The 22,827-nt window shown below is 71.1% G+C and carries 16 protein-coding genes; 7 read left to right on the plus strand and 9 right to left on the minus strand.

Annotated features, from left to right (window positions below):
* The first annotated feature begins 199 nt into the window (after positions 1–199).
* Positions 200–1,984: a glycosyl hydrolase family 18 protein gene (locus tag AB0M87_RS05465; protein WP_365850953.1), complete on the plus strand. Its 1,785-nt coding sequence runs from the start codon at positions 200–202 to the stop codon at positions 1,982–1,984.
* Between the two features lie 114 nt (positions 1,985–2,098).
* Positions 2,099–3,619, plus strand: a complete 1,521-nt coding sequence (locus AB0M87_RS05470; protein ID WP_365850343.1) for a chitinase — start codon at positions 2,099–2,101, stop codon at positions 3,617–3,619.
* Positions 3,620–3,718: 99 nt separating this feature from the next.
* Here the strand turns inward: AB0M87_RS05470 and AB0M87_RS05475 are convergent, their stop codons facing one another.
* From AB0M87_RS05475 to aroQ, 3 genes are all read right to left on the minus strand, one after another.
* Positions 3,719–5,500 carry a TIM barrel protein gene (locus tag AB0M87_RS05475; protein ID WP_365850344.1) on the minus strand — a complete coding sequence of 594 codons (1,782 nt, stop codon included), beginning with the start codon at positions 5,498–5,500 and terminating at the stop codon, positions 3,719–3,721.
* Between the two features lie 73 nt (positions 5,501–5,573).
* On the minus strand, positions 5,574–6,437 hold the full coding sequence (locus tag AB0M87_RS05480; protein ID WP_365850345.1) for a shikimate dehydrogenase: 864 nt from the start codon (positions 6,435–6,437) through the stop codon (positions 5,574–5,576).
* The gene (aroQ, locus tag AB0M87_RS05485) at positions 6,434–6,904 is read right to left on the minus strand and encodes a type II 3-dehydroquinate dehydratase (protein ID WP_365850346.1); all 471 of its coding nucleotides are present in this window, start codon (positions 6,902–6,904) and stop codon (positions 6,434–6,436) included. The genes AB0M87_RS05480 and aroQ overlap by 4 nt, the downstream gene beginning before the upstream one ends.
* A gap of 144 nt (positions 6,905–7,048) precedes the next feature.
* Between aroQ and AB0M87_RS05490 the strand changes: the two genes are divergently transcribed.
* Positions 7,049–7,711: a TetR/AcrR family transcriptional regulator gene (locus AB0M87_RS05490; protein ID WP_365850348.1), complete on the plus strand. Its 663-nt coding sequence runs from the start codon at positions 7,049–7,051 to the stop codon at positions 7,709–7,711.
* 173 nt (positions 7,712–7,884) lie between these two features.
* Entirely contained in the window at positions 7,885–9,243 is a 1,359-nt protein-coding gene (locus AB0M87_RS05495) for an MFS transporter (RefSeq protein ID WP_365850349.1), read from the plus strand.
* A gap of 33 nt (positions 9,244–9,276) precedes the next feature.
* Here the strand turns inward: AB0M87_RS05495 and AB0M87_RS05500 are convergent, their stop codons facing one another.
* Positions 9,277–10,260 carry a LuxR family transcriptional regulator gene (locus AB0M87_RS05500; protein ID WP_365850351.1) on the minus strand — a complete coding sequence of 328 codons (984 nt, stop codon included), beginning with the start codon at positions 10,258–10,260 and terminating at the stop codon, positions 9,277–9,279.
* A gap of 326 nt (positions 10,261–10,586) precedes the next feature.
* Here AB0M87_RS05500 and AB0M87_RS05505 point away from each other — a divergent pair, with 326 nt between their 5' ends.
* Genes AB0M87_RS05505 through AB0M87_RS05515 form a run of 3 tightly spaced genes read left to right on the plus strand, consistent with a single transcriptional unit; the run spans position 10,587 to position 12,418 of the window.
* The gene (locus AB0M87_RS05505) at positions 10,587–10,922 is read left to right on the plus strand and encodes a hypothetical protein (RefSeq protein ID WP_365850354.1); all 336 of its coding nucleotides are present in this window, start codon (positions 10,587–10,589) and stop codon (positions 10,920–10,922) included.
* A 1-nt stretch (position 10,923) separates the two neighbouring features.
* Complete coding sequence (locus AB0M87_RS05510) at positions 10,924–11,514, plus strand: hypothetical protein (protein WP_365850355.1); 591 nt, start codon at positions 10,924–10,926, stop codon at positions 11,512–11,514.
* A gap of 16 nt (positions 11,515–11,530) precedes the next feature.
* Positions 11,531–12,418: a hypothetical protein gene (locus AB0M87_RS05515; protein WP_365850356.1), complete on the plus strand. Its 888-nt coding sequence runs from the start codon at positions 11,531–11,533 to the stop codon at positions 12,416–12,418.
* A 61-nt stretch (positions 12,419–12,479) separates the two neighbouring features.
* Here the strand turns inward: AB0M87_RS05515 and AB0M87_RS05520 are convergent, their stop codons facing one another.
* The 5 genes from AB0M87_RS05520 to AB0M87_RS05540 all read right to left on the minus strand — a co-directional run bounded on the left by AB0M87_RS05520 (position 12,480) and on the right by AB0M87_RS05540 (position 22,821).
* Complete coding sequence (locus tag AB0M87_RS05520) at positions 12,480–15,080, minus strand: AAA family ATPase (RefSeq protein WP_365850357.1); 2,601 nt, start codon at positions 15,078–15,080, stop codon at positions 12,480–12,482.
* A gap of 40 nt (positions 15,081–15,120) precedes the next feature.
* A complete protein-coding gene (locus AB0M87_RS05525; RefSeq protein ID WP_365850358.1) occupies positions 15,121–17,157 on the minus strand; it encodes a carbamoyltransferase C-terminal domain-containing protein in 2,037 nt (678 codons plus the stop codon).
* Between the two features lie 95 nt (positions 17,158–17,252).
* Positions 17,253–17,585: a hypothetical protein gene (locus AB0M87_RS05530; RefSeq protein WP_365850360.1), complete on the minus strand. Its 333-nt coding sequence runs from the start codon at positions 17,583–17,585 to the stop codon at positions 17,253–17,255.
* A gap of 26 nt (positions 17,586–17,611) precedes the next feature.
* Entirely contained in the window at positions 17,612–20,554 is a 2,943-nt protein-coding gene (locus AB0M87_RS05535) for an NHLP bacteriocin export ABC transporter permease/ATPase subunit (RefSeq protein ID WP_365850361.1), read from the minus strand.
* Positions 20,551–22,821 carry an NHLP family bacteriocin export ABC transporter peptidase/permease/ATPase subunit gene (locus AB0M87_RS05540; protein ID WP_365850362.1) on the minus strand — a complete coding sequence of 757 codons (2,271 nt, stop codon included), beginning with the start codon at positions 22,819–22,821 and terminating at the stop codon, positions 20,551–20,553. Before AB0M87_RS05540 ends, AB0M87_RS05535 begins: the two co-directional genes overlap by 4 nt.
* Positions 22,822–22,827: the final 6 nt, after the last annotated feature.

Genomic DNA, 22,827 nt, shown 5'->3' on the forward strand with positions numbered 1-22,827 from the left:
CCGGCCACCCCTCGGGGCGCCGATGCCCCACCACGGGCTCCCACCACCCCCACATGGTTGACAATTGGTCTAGTCCAAATCGCCCAGCGTCAGGACCATGACAACGCCAGTCACGCCGAAATTGGTCTAGTCCTCAATTAGTCCAGACTATTGACGCGCCCCTCCGGACCTCGGTATCCCATTGGCATCCGCGCTGCGAATGACGGTGTGCCACATCCCCCATCTGGAGGTTCGCGTGAGGTCCAGAAAGAGAACGCTCGTGGCGGCCGCCACGAGCGCGGCGCTGGCCGCCGGAGTGCTCACCGCACTCGCCGCCGGTGTCAACAGCGCCCAGGCGGATACCGCGTCCGCCGCCGAACCGGCGGCCGCCGCCGCGAGCAGCGGCGGCGTCAAGATCGCGTACTACGACCAGTGGAGCGTGTACGGCAACGCGTTCTACCCGAAGAACCTCGACACCGAGGGGATCGCCGGCAAGCTGGATGTCCTCAACTACTCGTTCGAGAACATCGACCCGACGACCCACACCTGCTTCGAGGCGAACAAGGCGTCCGACTCGACGAACGAGAGCGACCCCAATGCCGGTGACGGCGCGGGCGACGCCTTCGCGGACTACCAGAAGTCGTTCGGCGCCGACATCAGCGTGGACGGGGTCGGCGACACCTGGAACCAGCCGATCGTCGGCAACTTCAACCAGTTGAAGAAGCTGAAGGCGAAGTACCCCAAGCTGAAGATCGTCGCGTCGATCGGCGGCTGGACGTACTCCAAGTTCTTCTCCGACGCGGCCGCGACCGACGCCAGCCGCAAGAAGCTCGTCAGCTCCTGCATCGACATGTTCATCAAGGGCAACCTGCCGGTCCAGGGCGGTTACGGCGGCGCCGGCACCGCGGCCGGCATCTTCGACGGCTTCGACATCGACTGGGAGTACCCCGGTTCCCCCAACGGACATACGGGCAACCACTACAGCGCCGACGACAAGGCCAACTACACCAAGCTGATGGCCGAGTTCCGCACCGAGCTGGACGCCTACGGCGCGGCCAACGGCGGCAGGAAGATGCTGCTCACCGCGGCCCTGCCGGCCGGCCAGGACAAGATCGCGCACCTCGAGACCGACAAGCTCGGCCAGTACCTCGACTACGCGAACATCATGACGTACGACATGCACGGCGCCTGGGACGCGACCGGTCCGACCAACCACCAGGACCCGACGTACGTGTCGCCCGACGACCCGTCGACGCCGATAACACCGGGAACCGAGAAGTACTCCACCGACAACGCCATCAAGGCGTGGACCACCGGTGACCCGGCCTACGGCATACCCGGCGGCTTCCCAGCCAACAAGATCACCATGGGCTACCCCCTGTACTACCGCGGCTGGACCGGGGTTTCGGCGGGCAGCAGCCACGGCCTGTACCGGTCGGCCACCGGACCGGCGCAGGCGCGCGGCATCAGTCAGGTCGCGGGCACCGCGTACTACAAGGAACTGACCGGCATCGTCGCCAACCCGTCCACCACGTTCTACGACGCGGCCACCCAGTCCAACTACTTCTACAACGGTACGGAGTTCTGGACCGGCCTCGGCGACAAGGGCATCCAGGCCAAGGCGGACTACGCGCACTGCCACGGTCTGGCCGGCTCGATGATGTACTCGCTGCTCGACCTCGACCCCGCCGCCACCCTCTTCAACAAGATCGTGTCCGCGACGAACGGTTCCGCGTCCTCCTGCTCGGCGCCTCCGACCACGCCGCCCACCACCCCGCCGCCCACCACGCCGCCCCCGACGACACCGCCGCCCACCACGCCACCGCCGACCACCCCGCCGCCCGGCGCCTGCACCCTGCCGTCCTGGAGCGCGTCCGCGACCTACGTCGGCGGCAACCAGGTCTCCTGGAAGGGCCACAGCTGGAAGGCCAAGTGGTGGACCACCAACGAGGAGCCCGGCACCACGGGTGAATGGGGGGTCTGGCAGGACCTCGGCGCCTGCTGATCACTCCGTAACTCCCGCGATGCCCGGCCGGGGACCATCCATCCCCGCCGTCCCACCCCGGCCGGGCGTCGCGGGCCCCCACCCCCCTCTGGTCTTCTCTTCTCTGGAGATTGCATGAGACCGATCCGTTCTCTTCTCACCGCCTTCGTCACGGCCGCCGCCGCGGCCGGGCTCGTCACCGTCGGCGGTGGCGCCGCCCAGGCGGCGGCGCCGATGCCGGCGCACGTGTACGCCCCGTACTTCGAAGCCTGGACCGGGGACAGCCCGGCTGCCCTGGCCCAGCAGTCCGGCAACAAGTACCTGACGATGGCGTTCATCCAGGCGGCGACCAAGGGTTCCTGCACGCCGTACTGGAACGGCGACAGCAGCATGCCCATCTCGGCCGCCAGTTTCGGCAGCGACATCACCACCATCAAGGCGGGCGGCGGTGACGTCATCGCCTCGTTCGGCGGCTACACCGCCGACAACACCGGCACCGAGATAGCCGACAGCTGCACCGACGTCAGCCGGATAGCCGCCGCGTACGAGAGCGTCATCAGCACCTACGACATCACCCGGATCGACCTCGACACCGAGGACAACTCCCTCACCAACTCCGCGGGCATCGACCGGCGCAACAAGGCCGTCAAGCAGGTCCAGGACTGGGCAGCCGCGAACGGGCGCACCGTCCAGTTCTCCTACACGCTGCCCACCACCACGCACGGACTGGCCGCCAGCGGTCTGGCCGTACTGAAGAACGCGGTCTCCAACGGCGCCAGGATCGACGTCGCGAACCTCATGACGTTCGACTACTACGACAACGCCGCGCACAACATGGCCAACGACACCCAGACCGCCGCGCAGGGCCTGCACGACCAGTTGGCGGCGCTGTACCCGTCGAAGACGGACGCGCAACTGTGGGGCATGATCGGCGTCACCGAGATGCCGGGTATCGATGACTTCGGTGCTGCCGAGACCTTCACCACCGACAACGCCACCGCCGTCTACAACTGGGCTGTCAACAAGGGCATCAACACCCTGTCCATCTGGGCGCTGCAGCGGGACAACGGCAGCTGCCCCGGCCAGGGAGCCTCGGATTCCTGCTCCGGGATCAACCAGAGCACCTGGCAGTTCAGCCACACCTTCGAGCCGTTCACCAGCGGCACCACCACCCCGCCGCCACCCACCAACGACTTCTCGGTGTCGCTGTCCCCCGCCTCGGCCACCGTCGCGGCCGGCAGCTCCGCCACCTCATCGGTGCACACCGCCGTCACCGCGGGATCGGCCCAGTCGGTCGGCCTGGCGGTGAGCGGCGCCCCCGCCGGTGTCACCGCCTCGGTGAGCCCCGGATCGGTCAGCGCCGGCGGCAACGCGACCCTGTCGGTCTCCACCACCTCGTCCGCCGTCTCCGGCACGTACACCCTGCGGGTGACCGGCACGGCGGGCTCCACCAGCCACGCGGCCACCTACACGCTGACCGTGACCGGCGGCGCCACCGCCTGCACCGCGGCGCAGTGGAACAAGTCGGCGGTCTACGTGGGCGGCAACACCGTCTCGTACGGCGGCCACACCTGGAAGGCCAAGTGGTGGACGACCGGGGAGACCCCGGGCACCACCGGTGAGTGGGGTGTCTGGCAGGACCTCGGCGCCTGCTGATCTCCCGTCCGATCTGTGCTCACGGTGTCCGGCAGGGTGATCGACCCTGCCGGACACCGGCGCGTCGCGGGCCGTTCCGGCGGCGCGCATCCCCAGGCGTCACGTCCGCTGAGCCGTGAGACGAACGGGGGCGTTCTGGGCGCCGTAGCCGTCGTAGCCGTTGAGGCGTTCGACGAGTTCGAAGAAGAGACGGCCGATCGTCTCGGTGTAGCAGTGCCGGAACTCCCCCTTCTCGTCGCGGTCGTAGAGGATGCCGAGCTCGCGGTACGTCTCCAGCTCGCCCGGGGCGAACGCGTGGCGTGCCGCCAGGTCGTCGTAGTAGTTCGCAGGGACCTGCAGCATCGGCAGGCCCGCGGCGCGGGCGCGGCGGGCCGCGGTGACGACGTCGTCGGTCGCGAAGGCCAGGTGCTGGGGGCGGGCGGGATCGTCCGTGGGGGACGGGCCCACGCCGAGTGCGATACGGACGGTGCCTTCGGGGTTGCTGGCGGCGCGGCTGCGCAGCAGGCCGTACGGGTCGGCCAGGTCGACGCTGGCGTGCGGCTGGAGGCCGAGCACGCTGCGGTGGAAGAGGGCCGCCTCGTCGAAGTGGTGCCAGGGCTGGGTCAGCGCCACGTGATCGATGCGCCGGATGCCGATGCCGTCGCCGCCCGGCCGGTGCGGGGCGGGCGGGAAGTCGCCGGTCCAGCTCGGGTGGCCGGGGCGGTCGGTGGCGCAGAAGAAGAACTCCGTGCCGTCGGGTGCGGCCACCGCGTCCAAGGGCGCGTCCCCGGGTGCGCGCCGCCTGGGCAGCACCGGGGCGAGCAGGGCTTCGGCGCGGGACGCGGCTGCCGCCGGGTCGGGGCTCTCCAGACCGATGGCGGTGAGCCAGGGGTCGGGGCGGTGGCCGTCCGTGTCGGTGTTGAGCAGGATGCGGGCCTCCCCCTGTTCCCAGAGGTCCACCGGTTTTCCCGGGTGCCGGGCCGTACGGGAGAAGCCGAGCGCGGTGAGCAGCGGGGCGACCCGCTCGGTGTCCGCGGTCGCGATCTCGGCGAACGCGAACCCGGTGGGCAGTACCGGCGCCGGGGGCGTGGTCAGACCTGCGGACTCCTGGAGTACGGCGAGGGAGCGCTGGGCGTCGGTGGCGGTGCGCCCGGCGTCGGCCTGGCGGAAGACGTCGTTGAAGACCTCCAGTGAGAGCGGGCCGCGGTAGCCGGCCCGCACCACCGCGCGGACCAGCGCGGTCACGTCGAGGTCGCCCTGGCCCGGGAAGCACCGGTAGTGGCGGCTCCACTGCAGTACGTCCAGGGCCATCAGCGGGGCGTCGGCGAGCTGTACGAAGAAGATCTTGTCGCCGGGGATCGCCGCGATGCCGGCGGGGTCGGAACCCCGGGCCAGGATGTGGAAGCTGTCCAGGCAGACCCCGAGAGCCGGGTGGTCCGCCGCTTCGACGATGCGCCACGCGTGGTCGTAGGTACTGACGTGACGCCCCCAGGCGAGCGCCTCGTAGGCGACCCGGATGCCGAAGCCCTGGGCGAGTCCGGCGAGTTGGCGCAGCTGTGCGGCGGCCAGCGCGTCATCGTCCACGGCGTGCGGCGAGACGCTCGAGCAGACCAGCACGGTGTCGGCGCCGAGCCGCCGCATCAGCCGGAACTTGTGTTCGGCGCGCCGCAGGTTGCCGGCGAACTCGTCCGGCGACACGGCCTCGATGTCGCGCATCGGCTGATACAGGTCGATCGTCAGGCCGAGGTCGGCCGTTCGGTCCCGTATCTCCTCGGGGCCGAGCGGGCAGCCGATGAGGTCGTTCTCGAAGATCTCGACGCCGTCGAAGCCGGCCCGCGCCGCCGCGGTGAGCTTCTCGGTGAGCGGTCCACTGAGCGAGACGGTGGCGATGGAGGTGCGCATTTCGGTTCTCCTGACGGCTTGGCCGGCTCCGGCTTTCTCAGAAGCAACAGCTTTCTCAGAAGCAACAGCCTTCTCAGTGGGTTGCCGTGAGATCGGCGATGTCGGCGAGCATGTGCGCGGTGTCGGGTTCCCTGCCGGTGAACAGTCGGAACGCCTCGGCCGCCTGGAAGACGGCCATGCCTCCGCCGTCCAGGGTGGCGCAGCCCAGCACGCGGGCGGTGCGCACCAGCTCGGTTTCCAGCGGTCGGTAGACCACCTCGGCGACCCACAGCCGCGGGTGCAGCAGATCGGCGGGCAGCGGCAGTCCGGGGTGGGCGGCCATTCCGACGGGGGTGGCATGGACGAGGCCGTCGGCGCGGGCCAGCTCCGCGGCGAGCGCGGGAACACCGGCCGCGACGGCGCGTCCGGCGCCGAAGTGCCGGTTCAGGGAGTCCGCGAGCGCCACCGCGCGGGCCGGCTCGGCATCGACCAGGGTCAGGCAGCCGGCTCCGAGCGTGAGCAGTGCGTGGGCGACGGCGGTTCCGGCCCCGCCCGCGCCGATCTGCAGGACCCTGTCGAGCGGCGCTTCGGGCAGACCGCGGGCGAAGGAAGCGGCGAAGCCGGTGACATCGGTGTTGTGGCCGATCGCCCGGCCCCGCCGGAATACCACCGTGTTCACCGCGCCGAGCGCCGCGGCCTGCGGGGACAGCTCGTCGAGGTGGGCGAGTACCTGCTGCTTGCAGGGGTGGGTGATGTTGAGTCCGTCGTACCCGAGATCACCCGCCGCGCGGACGAGCTCACCGGTCTTCTCCGGCGGAACGCCGAGTGCCTCGATGTCGATGAGGCGGTAGAGGTAGCGCAGTCCCTGCCGGTCCGCCTCGCGCTCATGGAGTGAGGGGCTGAGCGAGGGGCCGATGCCGGAGCCCACCAGGCCGACGAGGTACGAGTCGGGGCTCACCGGGTCTCCTTCACGAGCTGGGCGAGATGGTCGAGAGCCACGGCGTATCCATGGGCGCCGGCCCCGCAGATGACGGTGTCGGCGACCGCCGAGACGTAGCTGTGGTGCCGGAAGGCCTCCCGCCGGTGGATGTTCGACAGGTGTACTTCGACCACCGGCAGCTCGACGGCGGCGAGCGCGTCACGCAGTGCGACGGAGGTGTGGCTGTAGCCCGCCGGGTTGATCACGATGCCGCGGTGCGCGGTACGGGCCTCGTGCACGGCGTCGATGAGCCCGCCCTCGTGGTTGCTCTGCCGGCAGTCGGCACGCAGCCCGTGTGTGCGCGCAGCGCTCCGGCACAGCTCCTCGACGTCGGCGAGGGTGTCCTTGCCGTACACAGCCGGTTCGCGCAGGCCGAGCAGGTTGAGGTTGGGGCCGTTCAGTACAAGCACCGGGATGCCCGGCGCTGTGCCGGTGTGGTTCGGCATCGTTCGTCCCATCAATGTACGGACTGGTTAGTTAGTAATACCGGACGGGCGTGGACTTGGAAAGCCCCGCGACCGATTTCGTCGCCCGTCCCTCGCCGGCTTCTACAATCACCAGACCCGACCGACCGCCTGTGAAGGATCCGGATGACCACCACCGAAGAGCCCGCGCGCCCCTCCGGACGCACTCGCGACGCGGCCCGCACCCGGGCCGAGATCCTCGCGGTGGCGACGGGGGAATTCGCCCGGCTCGGCTACGACGGGGCGCGGGTCGACGAGATCGCCGCCCGCACCCGCACCACGAAGCGGATGATCTACTACTACTTCGGCGGCAAGGAGCAGCTGTTCACCGCCGTCCTGGAACGCGCGTACAACGAGATCCGGCAGACGGAGCAGCGGCTGGACGTCGAGCACCTCGACCCCGCCGCCGCGATCCGCCGGCTGGCCGAGCTGACCTTCGACCACCACGAGGATCACCCCGATTTCATCCGCCTCGTCAGCATCGAGAACATCCACGAGGCCGAGCACATCACCGCCTCCGAGGAGCTGTCCCGGATCGGCTCCCCCGCCATCGACGTGCTGCGTCGGATCCTCGACGCCGGGCGGGCCTCGGGGGCGTTCACGGCGGATGTGGACGCCGTGGACCTGCACGCGATGATCAGCTCGTTCTGCTTCTTCCGGGTCGCGAACCGGCACACCTTCGGCGCACTCTTCGGCCGCGACCTGGTCGCCGCCGACCAGCGTGCGCACTACCGGAACATGCTGGGCGACATGGTCATCGCCTATCTGACGGCGGAGCGCGGCGCCTGAGCGGCACACCCGCGGTCCGGCTCCTTCTCCGACTTCCGCCGGTGTTGTTTTCGACCCGACCCCTTGACGTGGAGGCGAGATCCCCGCAACATCCGTAGCCACCCCGCTATTAACTATCCAGTGCGTTAATTAGCGGCGGCCGTCCCCACGGAACGTCCCCGAAGGAGTCAGACGTGACCGTTCACGCCCCTGCCGCCGGTCCCCCGCCCCAGGCCCAGCCCCGTAAGGCCGCACTCGCCGCCTGGATCGGCAGCGCCCTGGAGTACTACGACTTCTTCATCTACGGCAGCGCCGCCGCTCTGATCTTTCCCAAGGTCTTCTTCGACGCGTCCGATCCGGCGAGCGCGACGCTGCTGTCGCTGGCCACCTTCGGTGTCGCCTACGCGGCCCGCCCGGTCGGCGCGTTCTTCCTCGGACATGTCGGGGACCGGCTCGGGCGCAAGAAGATCATGGTCTTCACGCTGCTCCTGATGGGGCTCTCGACGTTCCTCATCGGCTGTCTGCCCAGCCGGGCGGCGATCGGCGGCGGCGCCCCCGTCCTGCTCGTACTCCTGCGCGTCCTGCAGGGTTTCTCGGCGGCGGGTGAGCAGGCCAGCGCCAACTCCATGAGTCTGGAGCACGCACCGCAGGACCGCCGCGGGTACTTCACCAGCTTCACGATCAACGGCACCCAGGCGGGCCAGCTGATCGCGACCCTGGTCTTCATCCCGGTCGCCGCTCTGCCCGAGGACCAGTTGCTCTCCTGGGGGTGGCGCATCCCGTTCTGGCTGAGCGCCGCTGTCGCCGTGACGGGATACGTCATCCGTCGCACCCTGGAGGAGACCCCCGTCTTCGCGGAGCAGGCAGCCAGCGAGGGGGTGGCGAAGCTGCCGCTGGCCGTGCTTTTCCGCGACCACTGGAGCGATGTGCTGCGGGTCGTCGCAGCGGCCCTGATCGCCACGGTCAGCACCGTGTTCACGGTATGGGCCCTGGCCTTCGCGACCAGCGACGCCGTGGGCATGGGCCGGACCGGCATGCTGTGGGTCGGCGCGCTGGCGAACCTGGTGGCCCTCTTCGCGATTCCGCTGTGGGCCCGGCTCTCCGACCGGATCGGACGTCGGCCGGTCTTCCTGATCGGCGCCGTCGGAAGTGCCGTGGTGATGCCGCTGTACCTGTGGGCGATCACCACCGGCAGCTACCCTCTGGTGCTGATCCTCGGGATACTGACGTTCGGCATCATCTACAGCGCGGCCAACGGCGTCTGGCCCTCCTTCTACGGCGAGATGTTCCCCACCCGGGTCAGGCTCTCGGGAATGGCCATCGGCACCCAGGTCGGCTTCGCCGTCGCCGGCTTCGCGGCCGCCTTCGCCTCGCAGATCGCCGGCCCCGGCGGAGACAACTGGTCGGGCGTCGCCCTCTTCGCCGCAGCCCTCTGTCTGCCGCCCGTCGTCGCCGCGCTCTCCGCCCGTGAGACGGCCCGGGTCGCTACCGCGCACCTCGGGGAGCGTGGCGCCACGGTCGCGGCACGGGCCGGGGTACCGGCCGGGACCTGATCCCCGGAACTAGGGCGGGGTCGGGGGCCCGGATCAGAGCCAGCCCGCCCGTGCTGCCTTCGCGCCCAGTTCGAAGCGGCTGGAGGCGCCGATGCGCTCGGACAGTTCGGCGACCATCCGGCGTTCCGTGCGCAGACCGATGCCCAGGGCGCGGGCGATCGCGTCGTCCTTGGCGCCGGAGGCGAGGAGGCGGATCAGTTCGCGTTCCTGGGGGGTGAGGCCCCCGTCGCCCGGCGGGGCGGGGACGCCCAGGCGGGTGGCGTGCTTCCAGTACGACTCGAAGAGGGCGGTCATCGCAGTCACCATGGTGCGATTGGCGAGCACCAGTGCGGTGGGCCGCCCGTCCTCGGTTCCTTCCCCGACGACGACGCAGCGGTTGTCCACGATGAGCAGCCGCATCGGCAGGGACGGAGCCGTACGGATCTCCCCGCCGCGTTCCCTGACCCAGCGGACGTACTCCAGGGTCGCCCGTTCCTTGGTGATGCTGTCCAGGTAGATGCTGCGGAAGCGCACGCCCCGGTCCAACGCGCGCTGGTTGAGGGGCTGTGCGGCCTTGGTGCCCTCTTCCGACAGGATGCTGCTGGGGTGGATCGCCAGCGCTTCCGACCGGCAGTCCTCGGAGAGCATCTCCAACCGGGTGCGGATCTGGTCCATGCCGACCAGCCGCTCCGTACCGGTCAGCCCGCCGGCTTCGCCCTGCGCGGTGTACTCGGCTGCCAGGGCGGCGAGTGCTGCCCTGTTCTGTTCGATACGCCACTGGCGGTCGGCGAGTTCGCGCTGTTCCTGCTGGATGAGGACCTCGAGGCCGAGGGTCGGGCTCACCGCCCTGAAGTTGCCCGGCTGGTCCCAGGAAGGGGTCAGCAACGACAACCCGATCAACCGGTCGACAGCGACGCGGACCCGGTCCTCCGGCAGCGCCAGGTGTTTGGCGAGGGCGGGCACGGCCTGTTCCTGATGGAGCAGGACGGCCCGATAGACCGCCAGGCTGTCCTGATCCAGTCCGACCGGCAGATCCACAGCGCACCCCCATACGCGGACCCGGTCCCCAGGACGGCCCACATTCCGCCTGTCACCGCGATCAGGAAGATACTAGTACGAAATCGGCCGGGTCACACGGAAGTTGCCGGTCGCCGATCACCCGGCACCCCGGGCCGCGCGAAGTCACGGCAGGTCAGGCAGCTTGGTGCCAGGCAGCTTCCTGGCCTTCACAGAACCCCCGCAGAACCATGAATTCGGTGTTCGCTTGTCCACGTCGGACAGCCTGGCTCGATCTCGCCGCCGGGCACCGCAAGACCCACGACGTGCAAGACGAAGACGTGCAAGACGAACCAGGGGGATTTTCCATGCTGAGCAGATCCACCGTGCGCCGCTCCGTCGTTCTGCTGACCACACTGAGCTGCGCCGCAGCGGTCCTGTTGACGGGGCTGGCCTTCGGCTCCGCCGGGCTTCTCGGCAGCACCCACCACGACAGGCGGGTACCGGCGGCCCGCCGCCTGATCGGCCGCACCGGCACCGGTGCGCGCACTTCCGTTTCCAACGCCCCGACCGTGCACAGCGTCGACTTCCGCTGGGACGACGCTCCCGAGGACGCACTCGATCGCGTGTGCGCCGACAACCCCGAGGTAATGACCGGTGGACTTTCGCTCACAGATCTCCCCGACGGTACTCCTTGCCGGTGAGATGACTCCGACCGCGCGGGCAGTCGCCGCCGGCCTGGGCAACCAGGGTGTGACCTTGGGGATCTGCGCACCGGAGCCGGTCACCGCCGCCTACCTGTGCCGCGATCTGACCGCGTCGGGACTGCTCGCTCTGCCCTTTCACAGCCGGCCGGGCAACATCGAGGACATCGCCCGGCTGCTCGCGGACCTGGCCACCGATCTGGGCCCGTTGGACGCACTGGTCGATCTCTCGCCCGTCGACCCCGACGATCTCACCACCGGGCCGGCCACGCCCGACGTACCGTGGCCGGCCCTGCCCGTGCCGTTCCGGCTGACCTGGGCCATCGCCCAGTCGCTACGGGCCACCGGACGGCCCGGCCGCGTCGTGCTGCTCAACCGGCGTACGCCGGGCGGGGACGGCGGCGGGGACCCGAGTCCCTGGGTGCCGGTCCGGCAGTGGGCCGGGCACGGCATCACGATCGACACCGTCGACCCGGTGCCGGGAAGCGAGCCGTACCCGGCCGAGCCGATCGTGCGGCTGCTGACCCGCCGGCCCGGTGTCATCGCACCGCGGGCTGCACACGGCCGGCAACAACAGCAGGAACAGCGGTAGTAGGAGACGGGGGCCAATGAAACCGACGGGCGTCAATCCGACGGGCGTGGAGACGCTGTGTGCCGAGTTCTTCGGGATCGGGGTGACGGTCACGGCTGCCACCGGCCTGGCCGCCCTGCGCTTCCGCTTCGCGCCGCATCTGGTCCCGGAGGCCCGGGGCGCCGACCGGCTGCTGGTCGAGTTCGGTGAGGAACGGCCGGGCGGAGCGGCGCAGTTCCTGGTGCGGGGCGCCGACGGTACGCCGATGCTGCGCCGGGCCTTCCGGGCCTGGACGAACGTGCCACCGCCCGTTCCGCCGTTCGCCGCGCTCGCCCAGCGGTTCTGGCTGGCTCCCGCGGTGGTGCTGGCCAAGGGGCCGGTGAGTGTCGCGCTGATGGGCAGCCCGTATTCGCCCCGGGCCGACGTCGCCGTCGCGCTCGCGCAGCGGTCCTGGCAGTTCGTCTCCGGTCAGCTCCTCGTCGTGGACCGGGCGCTCGGTCGGGTGCTGCCGTATCTGGTGCCGCTCGAATTCCATGGCGCGTCGGCAGCCGGGGTGAACACCGACGCGCTGCCCGACGGCACCTGGAACCGTCGGCCGTCGTCGTTCGGCCACCCGGTCCTGCAGGTGCGTCCCGAACGGCTGGGCGGTACCGTGCCGCGACAGGCCCGGCTCGGGCCACCGGCCTTGGTGCAGCTGTGCCGGGGGCCGGGCGAAGCGGTCCGGCTGTCGCCGGCCGGGAGCGCCCCGCCGGTCTGGCCTCCCGAGGCGGCGGCCGAGCTGACCGGGCTGCCCAACTACTGCCTGGAACTGCCGGACAAGGGCGGCGCCGAGGAGGCGGCCTGGCTGATCGACGACCGCACGGCGGAGGCCGGCGGTGGCGTCGAGGAAGCCGCGGCGGCGGCCGGAGCATCACTGCAGATCTGACGCGCGGTCCGCGACCGCTGTGACCGCCGGGGGTACGGCCTGTGGGCCGTACCCCCGGCGGTCACAGCTCTTTGAGCGCCTCGCCGAGTTCGGGCCTGCCCCGGATGCCGAGTTTCCGGTAGATACGGCCCAGGTGGGTGTCCACCGTCCGCTTGCTCAGGAACAGCCGCTCGGCCACCTCCAGGTTGCTGAGACCGGTGAGCACCAGGTCGGTGACCCGCCGTTCGCTCGCCGTGAGTCCGACCCGTCGCGCGCCGACCGGAGCGGCCGAAGTCCCGGAAGCGACGGGGCTCCCGGGGCCGGCGAGGCTCCCCGGTTCCGTCCCGGCGGTGGCCGCCCCGGCCGCGGGGCGCGGTGCGGGCAGCCCGGTGCGGTGGCCCGGCACGTCGTCACCCGCGATGGCTCGCGCGGCGCCCGGCTCGCCCAACTGCTCGTACGCGCGCGCCGCATGCTCACGCCACGGCACGCAGGCCGGGTTGGCGATGCCCCGCGCGGCCAGCTGGTGGCCGCACTCCAGGAACAGTTGCAGCGCCTGCTCGTGCTCGCCGAGACCTGCCGCGACCACCCCCCTCGCCTGCAGCGACAGCGCCCGGATCAGCGGGTGCGCGCCGGACGGGGGTGGCGCCTGGGCCAGTACGGCGCCGGCCGCCTCGTGCTGGCCGCGGACCACCAGGGCCCGGGCTGCGCAGGCGGCGGCCGCGGCGGCCAGACCGGCCGCCCGGACCGATTCGGCCAGCCGCAGCGCCTCCCGCGCATCGCTCAGGCAGGCTGCCGTGCGGTCCATGCGGTGGGCGATGTCGGCTCGTACCAGCAGGGTCAGGGCCAGCTCGCCGGGGTGCGCGGCGATCCGGGCGGTGAGCACCGCGCGACCGGCCAGGGCCGCGGCATCCTCCAGCCGGCCGGACCAGGCGAGCGCCAGGGCCGCGCCGGGCGCCCCGGTGCCTGCCCCGGCCGGGGCGGTGGCCTCCGCACACCGCTCGGCCAGCCGCTGGGCGCGGAGCGGGAAGCGGCCGCCCGCCGCGGTCAGCGCGGCCAGCGCGCCGAGGAAGGCCGGGCCCGCGACCTGCCTGCCCGGGGACCGGCGCAGGGCTGCCAGGGTGCGGCGGGCGGTGCCCCGGTGCCCGGCCAGCAGGGCCTGCGTGCCGAGTGGCAGCAGCAGTTCCAGCGAGGCACCGGAACCGGTGTCCAGGGCTGCGGCAGCCTCCACGAAGGAGCGGGCGGCCATGGGGGAGTCGAGGGTCAGTACGGCATCGGCGAAGGGCAGCAGGGCGCGGGCCCGGGCCGGCGGTGGACCGACGGACGCGGCGACGGTGGCCGCGTACCGGGCGCAGGCGGCCACGTCCTGGTGGAGTTCGACGGCCCCGAGCTGGCCGGTCACCGCGAGGACCGTCTCCGGATCGGCGGACTCGGCGAGAGCCCGGCGCAGATAGCGGGCGGCGGTGGCCCAGTCACCGGCTGCCGCGGCTTCGCGGGCGGCGGTACGCAGGATGGGCAGCGCCCAGGTCTGCCCGGTGGCGCCCATCGACATCAGGTGCTCGGCGGTCTGCGCGGCCGGGGCGCCGAGACGTACCAGCAGGGCGGCGGCCCGGGCGTGCAGATCGAGGCGGGTCCTGGGCTCGATACGGGAGAGGATCGCCGTACGCACCAGCTCGTGACGGAACCGCTGCGGCGGCCCGGGGTCGATGAGCCCGCTGCGGCGCAGTTCCTCGCCGGCCAGCGCGGTCTCGAACTCGCCCTGGCCGGCGAGGGCGGCGGCGGTCTCGATGTCCCCGCCGGGGCCGAGTACGGCCAGGTTGGTGAGCAGTTCCACGGCGGCCGGCCGGCTCCGGTGCAGCCACTCCACCGTGGTGTCGGAGAGTGTCGCGGCGCCGATCTCCAGGACCGCGGCCGGGTCCGGTGAGCCCGCCGAGACGTCTGCGGCGAGCAGCCGGTCGGTGAGTTCCCTGAGGACCAGCGGGTTGCCGAGCGAGAGGGTGTGGCAGGCGGAGGCCAGTTCGGTGTCCAGCGGAGCGCCGAACCGCTGTGCCATCCACCGTGCCGCGCAGGTGTCGCAGAGTGGCCCCGGCCGCAGCAGCCGGGTGGGGGAGAGCGTGTCGAAATCGGCCGGCAGGGCGTCGTGGGCGTCGGAGTCCACCGTGAAGACCAGAGCCAGCGGCAGTCCCTCCAGGCGGCGCACGATGTACGAGAGCCAGGCGAGGGACGCCGGGTCGGCGAACGTCAGATCGTCGACGGCGATGACGACCGGTTTGCCGCCGGACAGCGAACGGGCCGCCTGGAAGAGGTCCTGGAGCTGTTCGTGCACCTCGGCGCCGCTGGCTTCGGCGCGGGTACCGGCCCGCAGTTCGAGGCCGGCCGTACCCGTCCGCCCCGGCTGGGCCAGCACCCGGTCGAAGAGCTGACGGACGACCCCGTACGGGAAGTCCCGTTCGCTTTCGTGGCAGCGGGCCCGCAGCACCACGCTCTGCCGGGGCGCCCGGGCCAGGGCGGCCCGCAGCAGCGAGCTCTTGCCTATGCCACGGGGGCCCTGGATCGCGATGACCGCGGGTTGTCCTTCGGCCAGCTCGGCCATGGTCGCGTCCAGGACCGCCAGTTCATCGTCCCGGTGCAGCAGCGGACCCGCCGGTCTTCTCGGCCCATCCGCTGCCTCCTTGCTCGCTATCACCAGTGTGCCCCCGTAGTCCCCTGTGACGCCTACGCGTCAATTATGCGGAACTTCCACCGTTTCGCAGCGCGTTGACCACACCGAACGCCCCGGTCAGCGTGGACGGGTCGGAGAACGAGGCACCCGGGCCGTGGGTGCGGCGGAAGTTGTCGGCGAGGCCGGCGAACGAGGCGTCGACCGAGGCCCGGTAGCCGGCCAGCAGGTTGACGCGTTCCGGGGTGGCCAGTGTGCCTTCGGCGCGGAGCTCGGGCGAGCGGGCCAGCAGGAACATGCCGGGGACCGTGTAGCCCCGGTCCAGCCAGTCCTGCCAGATCGCGTCGCGGTCCTCCTCCTGGCCGGCGAAGAACTCCACCGCGCGCGGCCGGGGTCCCGCCGGGGCGCGGGCGGCGAGCTGCTCGTCCCCGGTCCGCAGGGCGATGCGGCGGCCGTTGAGGTAGAGCACACCGATGCCCTTGCGTACGCAGAAGTTGAGCGCTTCGGCCGCCGTGTCCACGACGGCCTCGCCCCGGTCGTTGAGCGAGGTGTTGCAGAGGATCGGCACCCCGGTGGCGTCCCGGAAGGCGGTCAGTGCCCGGTGCAGCAGCGGGTTGGCGTCGGCGGAGAGCGTCTGGTGGCGTGCCGAGCCGTCCAGGTGGAGGATGGCCGGAACCTGGTCCCTGACCTCCGGACGGACCTGCACGGCTTCCAGCATGTACGGCGATTCGCGGTCCGATGAGAACCATTCACCGGTGTGTTCGGCCATCACCATCGGTGCGACGGGCCGCCACCACTGGCGCTGCTTGTAGCCGTTGAGCAGGTCCTTGACCCGGGGGGAACGCGGGTCACCGATGAGGCTGCGGTGGCCGAGTGCGCGCGGCCCGATCTCGGCGCGGCCGTCGACCCACGCGACCACCGAGTCGGTCACGTCGGTGACGAAACGCTCCGGGTCGAAGGCTTCGGCCGCGTCCGCCGACTCGACCCAGGGGGCGAATTCCGCGAGCGCCTCCTCCGTATCACCGGCCGCACGGCCCAGGTAGGCGGAGTCGATCCGCAACTCGGCTTCGGCGAGGACGCCGGTGCCGTGCAGTCCGAGGAGGCCGAGGCCGATGCCCTGCCCGGAGTCGTTGGCGCACGGCGGGGTGAGCAGGCCGCGGAAGCCGAAGCGGTCCATCAGCAGTGTGTTGGTGGGGCAGTTGAGCGCGTAGCCGCCGCTGGTCGACAGATAGCACTCCTCGGGTCGCAGGTCGCCGAGTTCGATGAGCTGCTCGACGTTGCGGATGGCGACCAGTTCGGAGCAGCGCTGCACCACCTTCATGGCGGCACTGCGCAGGTTCTCCTCGCGGGTGAACGCGCCGTCGAGTGCGACCGAGTCGAGCTGGGCCTCGGCCGCGTCGACGATGGCCCGGACCAGGGCGAACGCCTCCTTCCACGGCTGCACCTGCCCCCCGTGCAGGCTGACGCCCGCGATCGCGGCGGCGGCGTCGAAACGGATCTCGGTGCGGCTCGCCGACGCGAGCGCCATGAGGGTGCCCGGCTCCTGCCCGAAGAGGGTTTCGGCCGCCGTGTAGAGCGGCGCCGGGGACTCGACGGGGGCGAAGGTCAGTCTCCCCCGGTCGGCGACGCAGCCCGCGTACCAGTAGCGGGTGGGGCCGTTGTCCTGGACGTAGTCCGGCAGGGCGTCGATCGCCATGGCGACGATCTTCTCCTGCCGGAACATCCGGGTGTCCGTCATCAGACCGCTGAACAGATGGGCCAGGCTGTGCACCGGGAAGTCACCGGCGCCCGCAGGCACCGGGACGGGCTGCGCCGCGGGCAGTCCGGGGGTGCCCCAGCAGACGCTGATGTCGGCGGGCGTGAGCCCTTCCTCGGCCAGCAGCGCGGCGAGGAACGCCTCGGTGCGCTCGGTTGTGTAGAGCGGCCAGAAGTGGTGCTTCTGGCCGCTGACACGTTCCAGTTCCCAGAGGCGTACGAGCTCGACGGACGAGCCGGAACGACGCCACAGCACCACGTTCTGGTCGTGCCGGACCGAGAAGATCGCCCCGGGTCCCGGCGGGGTCAGGTAGCAGGACAGGAAGTATTCGTCGGTACGCTCGTTCACTCTGGTTCCTCTCGGTTCGGACGCGCTCGGTTCGGACGCGCTCGGTTCGGACGCGCCGTGCGCTGCCTTCGCTGCCGTCGCGGTGCGCATCCGCCTCACGCTCCGGCCGGCCGGGGCCGGTCGCAGCGGCGCACTTCCACCCGGTTGCCCTCGCCGACCGGGACCTTCTCGCCCCACGCCAGGGCCTCCTCCTCGGTGGCCACCTCGATCAACCACATGCCGCCGAGCTCCAGGGCGCTGTCCCCGGCCCGCGGTTCGGCCTCGAGGATCTCGGGGCGGGCGAGCCGGGCGCCGTATCTGACGGTGACACCGGCCTCGGCCAGGGACCGGCCGAAGACGCGGTTGGCGGTGAACCGCTCCTCGCGTTCCGCCTCGGACATCTGGTCCCAGCTCTTCTCCTCGCCGAAAATGAGCAGCGCGAACTCCATGGCATCCCCCTCGGATTGGCGTGGCTTCATGAGATCTGGCGGCTTGCCATCCGGGCGAAGAGGCCGCCGGTGTCCGCCAGCAGCTCCTCGTACCGGCCCTGCTGGACGACCTTGCCGCCGTCCAGCACGACGACCTTGTCGGCGTCCGCGACGGTGGACAGCCGGTGGGCGATGACCACCCGGCTGGCGTTCAGCTTGCGGGTGGACTCCGCGACCAGCTTCTGGGTCGGGTTGTCGAGCGCGCTGGTCGCCTCGTCGAAGAAGACGATGCGGGGCCTGGCCACCAGCGCCCTGGCGATCATCAGCCGTTGCCGCTGACCGCCGGACAGCGTGTTGGTGCCCTCGGAGAGCACCGTGTTCATGCCCATCGGCATCGCTTCGATGTCGGTGGCGATGCCCGCCATCGTCGCGGCCTCCCAGGCGTCGTCGGCGGTGTAGCTGCTGCTGCCGACGATGTTGGTCTTGATGCTGCCGGCCAGCAGCGCGCCGTGCTGCAGCACCACCCCGCACTGCCGGCGAACGGCGGACACGTCGAGCTCCGCGAGGTCCTGGCCGTCGTACAGCACGGATCCCGCACCCGGCTGCTCGAAGCCGAGCAGCAGCCGCAGCACGGTGGACTTCCCGCTGCCCGACGGGCCGACCAGGGCGACGAACTCTCCCGGGTCGACGGTCAGCGTGACGTCGTCGAGGACGAGCGGCCCGTCCTCCTTGTAGCGGAAGGCGACATGGGAGAGCGCGATCCTGCCCGACAGGTCACCCGGGTCCGCCTGGATGTCGTTCGTCTCGGGTTCCGCCTCGAGCAGCGGCCGCAGCTCCTCCAGCATCGGTACGACGCCCATGGCGGTGATGGCGGCGGCCGTGAACTGGAGGCTGGAGGCGAGCAGCAGATTGAACGCGGCGAAGAAGGACAGGAAGGCGGCGATCGGCACCTTGCCGCTGAACGGGCCGCCGACCACGGCGAACAGGATCGCCGAACAGAACACCGGGTAGGCCGCGTTGAAGGTGGTGACCGCGTTCTGCACCCGCCGGGAGACCGCCGCCTGGGTCCGGCCCTTGCTGAACAGCGCCGCCCACACCCCGAAGACCCGCTCCTCGGACGCGGTCACCCGCAGCTTGGTGATGGCGGTGAGCAGCTGGAACACCCGCGACGACATGCGTTGCTCGTACGTGTACAGGCGGCGCTGCGAGCGCACCTCGAAGTAGCCGGCGACCAGCGCGAACAGCGCGCCGGCCGCGACCAGTACGGTCGCGAGCAGGGCCAGCCGAACGCTGTAGAAGTAGACCAGGCCGAGGTTGGCCAGCCCGGTCAGCAGGCCGATGGCGGCCGTGGTCATCATGCCGGAGAGCAGTTCCTGGGCCGCGCTGATGCCCAGCACGGTGGTACCGAGTTCTCCGGTGGAGTACCTGGCGAAGAACGACGCGGGCAGCGAGAGCAGCCGCGTCCACATGCCGACCTGCATGGCCGCGGTGGTGCGGCTCTCGATGCGCAGCACCGCGATGTTCTGCAGGATGGATAGGGCCGCGACCACCAGCGCGGAGGCGATGACCACCAGGGCTCCCTCGACGATGAGGTCGCGGCGGGCCTCGGCCACGAAGACGCCCAGCACCTCGCCCGTCATGATCGGCACGAGCAGCCCGACCAGTGAGACGGCGAGCCCCATCACGGCGAACGTCCACAGGTCCCGGCGGTTGTTGCGGAAGCCGAAGCGCAGCAGTCCGGCGATGGACTTCACTCCGGGGGGCAGCGGCCGGTACAGCACCGTGCCCTGCCCGGTGAGGTCCCCGGCGACCTTGGCCGTCACGGGCACGACCGTGCCGCCCTCGGCCAGCACATAGCCGCGGCCGATCGGCAGCAGGGCCACCGGGGCGTCGCCGATCTTCCGGTACCCGATCATCGGGCCGAGGTCCTGCCGCCACCAGTCGCCGTCCAGCCGGACCGCGCGGGTGCGTACTCCGGAGGCCAGCGCGATGGCCTGCAGATCGCTCACGTCCCGGCCGTATCCGCTGCCCGACACGGGCGTCCTGACGGTGAAGCCCTGGTGCGAGGCGACCAGCCGGGCCGCCGCCAGCGGCGCCGGGTCGGCGGCCACTTCGGTGAGTTTGATGCGCGCCTCGGTGTCCCGGATGACGGACTCGAAGCCGCGGGCCGCGGTGACGATCGTGGAGCGGTCGCGGGCCCGGCGGCGCAGCAGCGTCTCGGCCTCCTCGACGCGGCGGCGTTCCACCCGCCGGTCGATGACGTAGAGCAGGCGTGCGGCGTGGGTGACCCAGCGCCCCCACAACTCGCCGTTGTGCAGCAGGTCCTGCAGCGAGCGGGCGTACAGCCGGGTGGCCCCGTGGGCGATCAGCCAGTCCCGCTCGGTGACACAGATGTCGGTGCCGGGGCCGATGCGGCCGGCCACCCCCTCGACCATCTCCGCCGAGCCCTCTTCGATCAGCACCCAGCGCACCCCGTCGACCGTACGGATGGCCTGCCCGTCGGCGGCCTCGGTGCTTCCGGTGTCGGCCAGCGGGACGAAGCTGCGGGGTGGCAGGGCGTTGCGCAGGGCCTCGGCGAGCGCCACGATGCCCTGCTCGACGCCGGTCACGAACTGCTCGACGGTGGCCCGGTACTCGGCGTCGGGCAGCCTCCGGGCGCCCTCACCGGAGAGCGATTCGACGTGCGAGAACGGGAGGTAGGAGAGCCGGGAGCCGAGGACCGGACGTCCGACAATGCGGTGGCGCGGTCCGTAGGGCGTACCGATGAGGATCGTGCCGCGTTCCACCCGGTTGAGGAAGGTCCAGCGGCCGTGCGGGACGCCGTCGCGCATCTCGACCGCGAAGAGGTCCACCGCGCCGGATTCGACGAGCAGGACCCGGCGGATGTCGTCGAAGTGCACGAAACGGTCGCCGGTGAGTTCCACCGGGGTGGCGGCCTCGGTGAGGAACGGCACGAACTCCTCGCCGGCCAGGCTGGGTGCGGCGGTCACGCGTCCTCCTGCGCTCTTCGGCTGGACTCGATGAGCGCGGTGTACTGCCCGCTCAGCGCCAGCAGTTCGTCGTGGGTGCCGCGTTCGGTGATGACGCCCTGCTCCAGGACGATGATCTCGTCGGCGTCGCGGACGGTGGAGAGCCGGTGCGCGATGGTGAGGCAGGCGCAGCCGCGGCGTCGCAGGTTGTCCATGATCTGCCGTTCGGTCTCCGGGTCGAGTGCGCTGGTGGCCTCGTCCAGGATCAGCAGGGTGGGGTGGACGGCCAGCGCCCTGGCGAGTTCCAGGCGCTGGCGCTGTCCGCCGCTGTAGTTGCGGCCGTCCTCGGCGATGAGGCTGTTGATGCCGCCGGGCCGGGCCGCGATCACGTCGAAGAGCGCCGCGTCCCGCAGGGCGGCGATCACGTCGTCGTCGGGGATGTCGCTGTTCCACAGCGTGAGGTTGTCGCGGACGGTCCCCTCGAACAGGGCGATGTCCTGGTCGACGTAGGCCACGGAGGCGGCGAGCTGGGTGCGGGCGATCTCCTGGCGGGGCCTGCCGTCCAGCAGGATCTGCCCGGACCAGGGTTCGTAGAGTCCGGTGATCAGACGCCCCAGGGTGGACTTGCCGCTGCCGGAGCTGCCGACGACGGCGACCCGGCGGCCGGGTACCAGATTCAGGCTGAGGTCCTTGATGACCGGTTCGGCGAGCGGGCTGTAGCCGAAGCGGACGTCGCGGAACTCCAGATAGCCGTCGAGCCGGCTGAGGGTGTCGTCGTCGGGGAGATCGAAGACGGCGGCGGCCGGGTAGCGCTCGACGTCGTACAGCCGCTTGATGTCGGCGGTGACCTCCTGGAGCCGGCTGCCCAGGTTGGTCAGTTGGGTGACCGGGCGGCTCAGGGCGGACAGCAGGGTCTGGAAGGAGACCAGGATGCCGACGCTGATCGCCCCGTCCACCACGCGTTCGCCGCCGACCAGCAGGATCAGTCCGCTGTTGAGCGCGGCGAGCATGGCGGGTACCACGGTCAGCACGGCGGTCGGCGGGCCGAGGCGTTGTTTCGCCGAGATGACTTTGGCGAGGTAGCCGGCCCAGCGGGTGAACGCGTCGGGTTCGGAACCGGTCGCCTTGACGGTCTCGATCAGGCTGAGCGTGGTGAAGGTGGTGGCGGTCAGGTTGCCCCGGTCGGCGCGCAGCGCCACCACCGCGTCCGTGCGGCTGCGGGAGACCCAGCGCAGCACGGCGATGTTGAGCAGCGCCATGCCGATGCCGATGACGCCGAGCAGGACGTCGTACCGGATGAGGATGGCCGCGTAGAAGCTGACGAGCACCAGGTTGATGACCGAAAGGGCCAGGTCGCGGGAGAGGATCTCGGCGACCACGTCGTTGCCGGAGACCCGTTTGGCGACCTCGGCGGGCCGCCGTTGCAGGAAGAAGTCGATGGGCAGCCGCAGCAGATGCCGGAAGAACCGGGCCGAGCCGGCCAGACCCAGCCGCATTTCCAGCCGCAGCAGATAGTGCCGCTGTACGGAGGTGAGGATCAGGGTGGCGAGACCCGCGGCCACCATGAAGATCACCAGGGGCATCAGGTAGTCCTGCTGACCGCCCGACAGAACGCGGTCGATGAAGACCCGGCTGAAGGCGGGAGCCGCGATGCCGGGCAGTACCAGCAGCGCGCTGGCCAGCAGGACCAGCGGAAGGGCCCGTCCGGAGGGCAGCCGGCGCTGCAGCAGCGCGGCACCGACCTTGCCCTCCTTGCCGCCGGGGCGGAAGTCGGGACCCTTCTCGAAGGACAGCACGATCCCGGTGAACCCGGAGTCGAACTCCTCCCAGTCCATCAGCCGGGGTCCGGCCGCGGGGTCGTTGACGGCGACGACGGTCCGGCCGAACCGGCTGCGTACGCCTTCGACGACCATGAAGTGCTGGAAGGCCCAGAAGATGATGACCGGCGCGGACAGGTCCTTGAGCGTTTCGGCCTCGGCCTGGTAACCCTTGGCGATCATTCCGTGGGCGCGGGCGGCCGCCAGCACGGTGGAGGCCTTGGCGCCGTCCCGGGACACCCCGCACAGGCCGCGCAGCTCCTCCAGCGGGACGAACCGCCCGTGGTAGCCGAGGATCATGGCGAGACTGGCGGCGCCGCACTCCACCGACTCCATCTGGATGACGGTGGGCACCTTGTGCCGCCACCGCATCGTGCGGGTACGGGGATCGAGCGCGGCCGGCGGCTCGGTCTTCGCGGCGGGGGACGGATCGCCGTTCTTACGGGCATCGGTGTCGATGGTCTGTGACATGGCTGT

The organism is Streptomyces sp. NPDC051320, assembly GCF_040682175.1.
GTDB lineage: Bacteria > Actinomycetota > Actinomycetes > Streptomycetales > Streptomycetaceae > Streptomyces.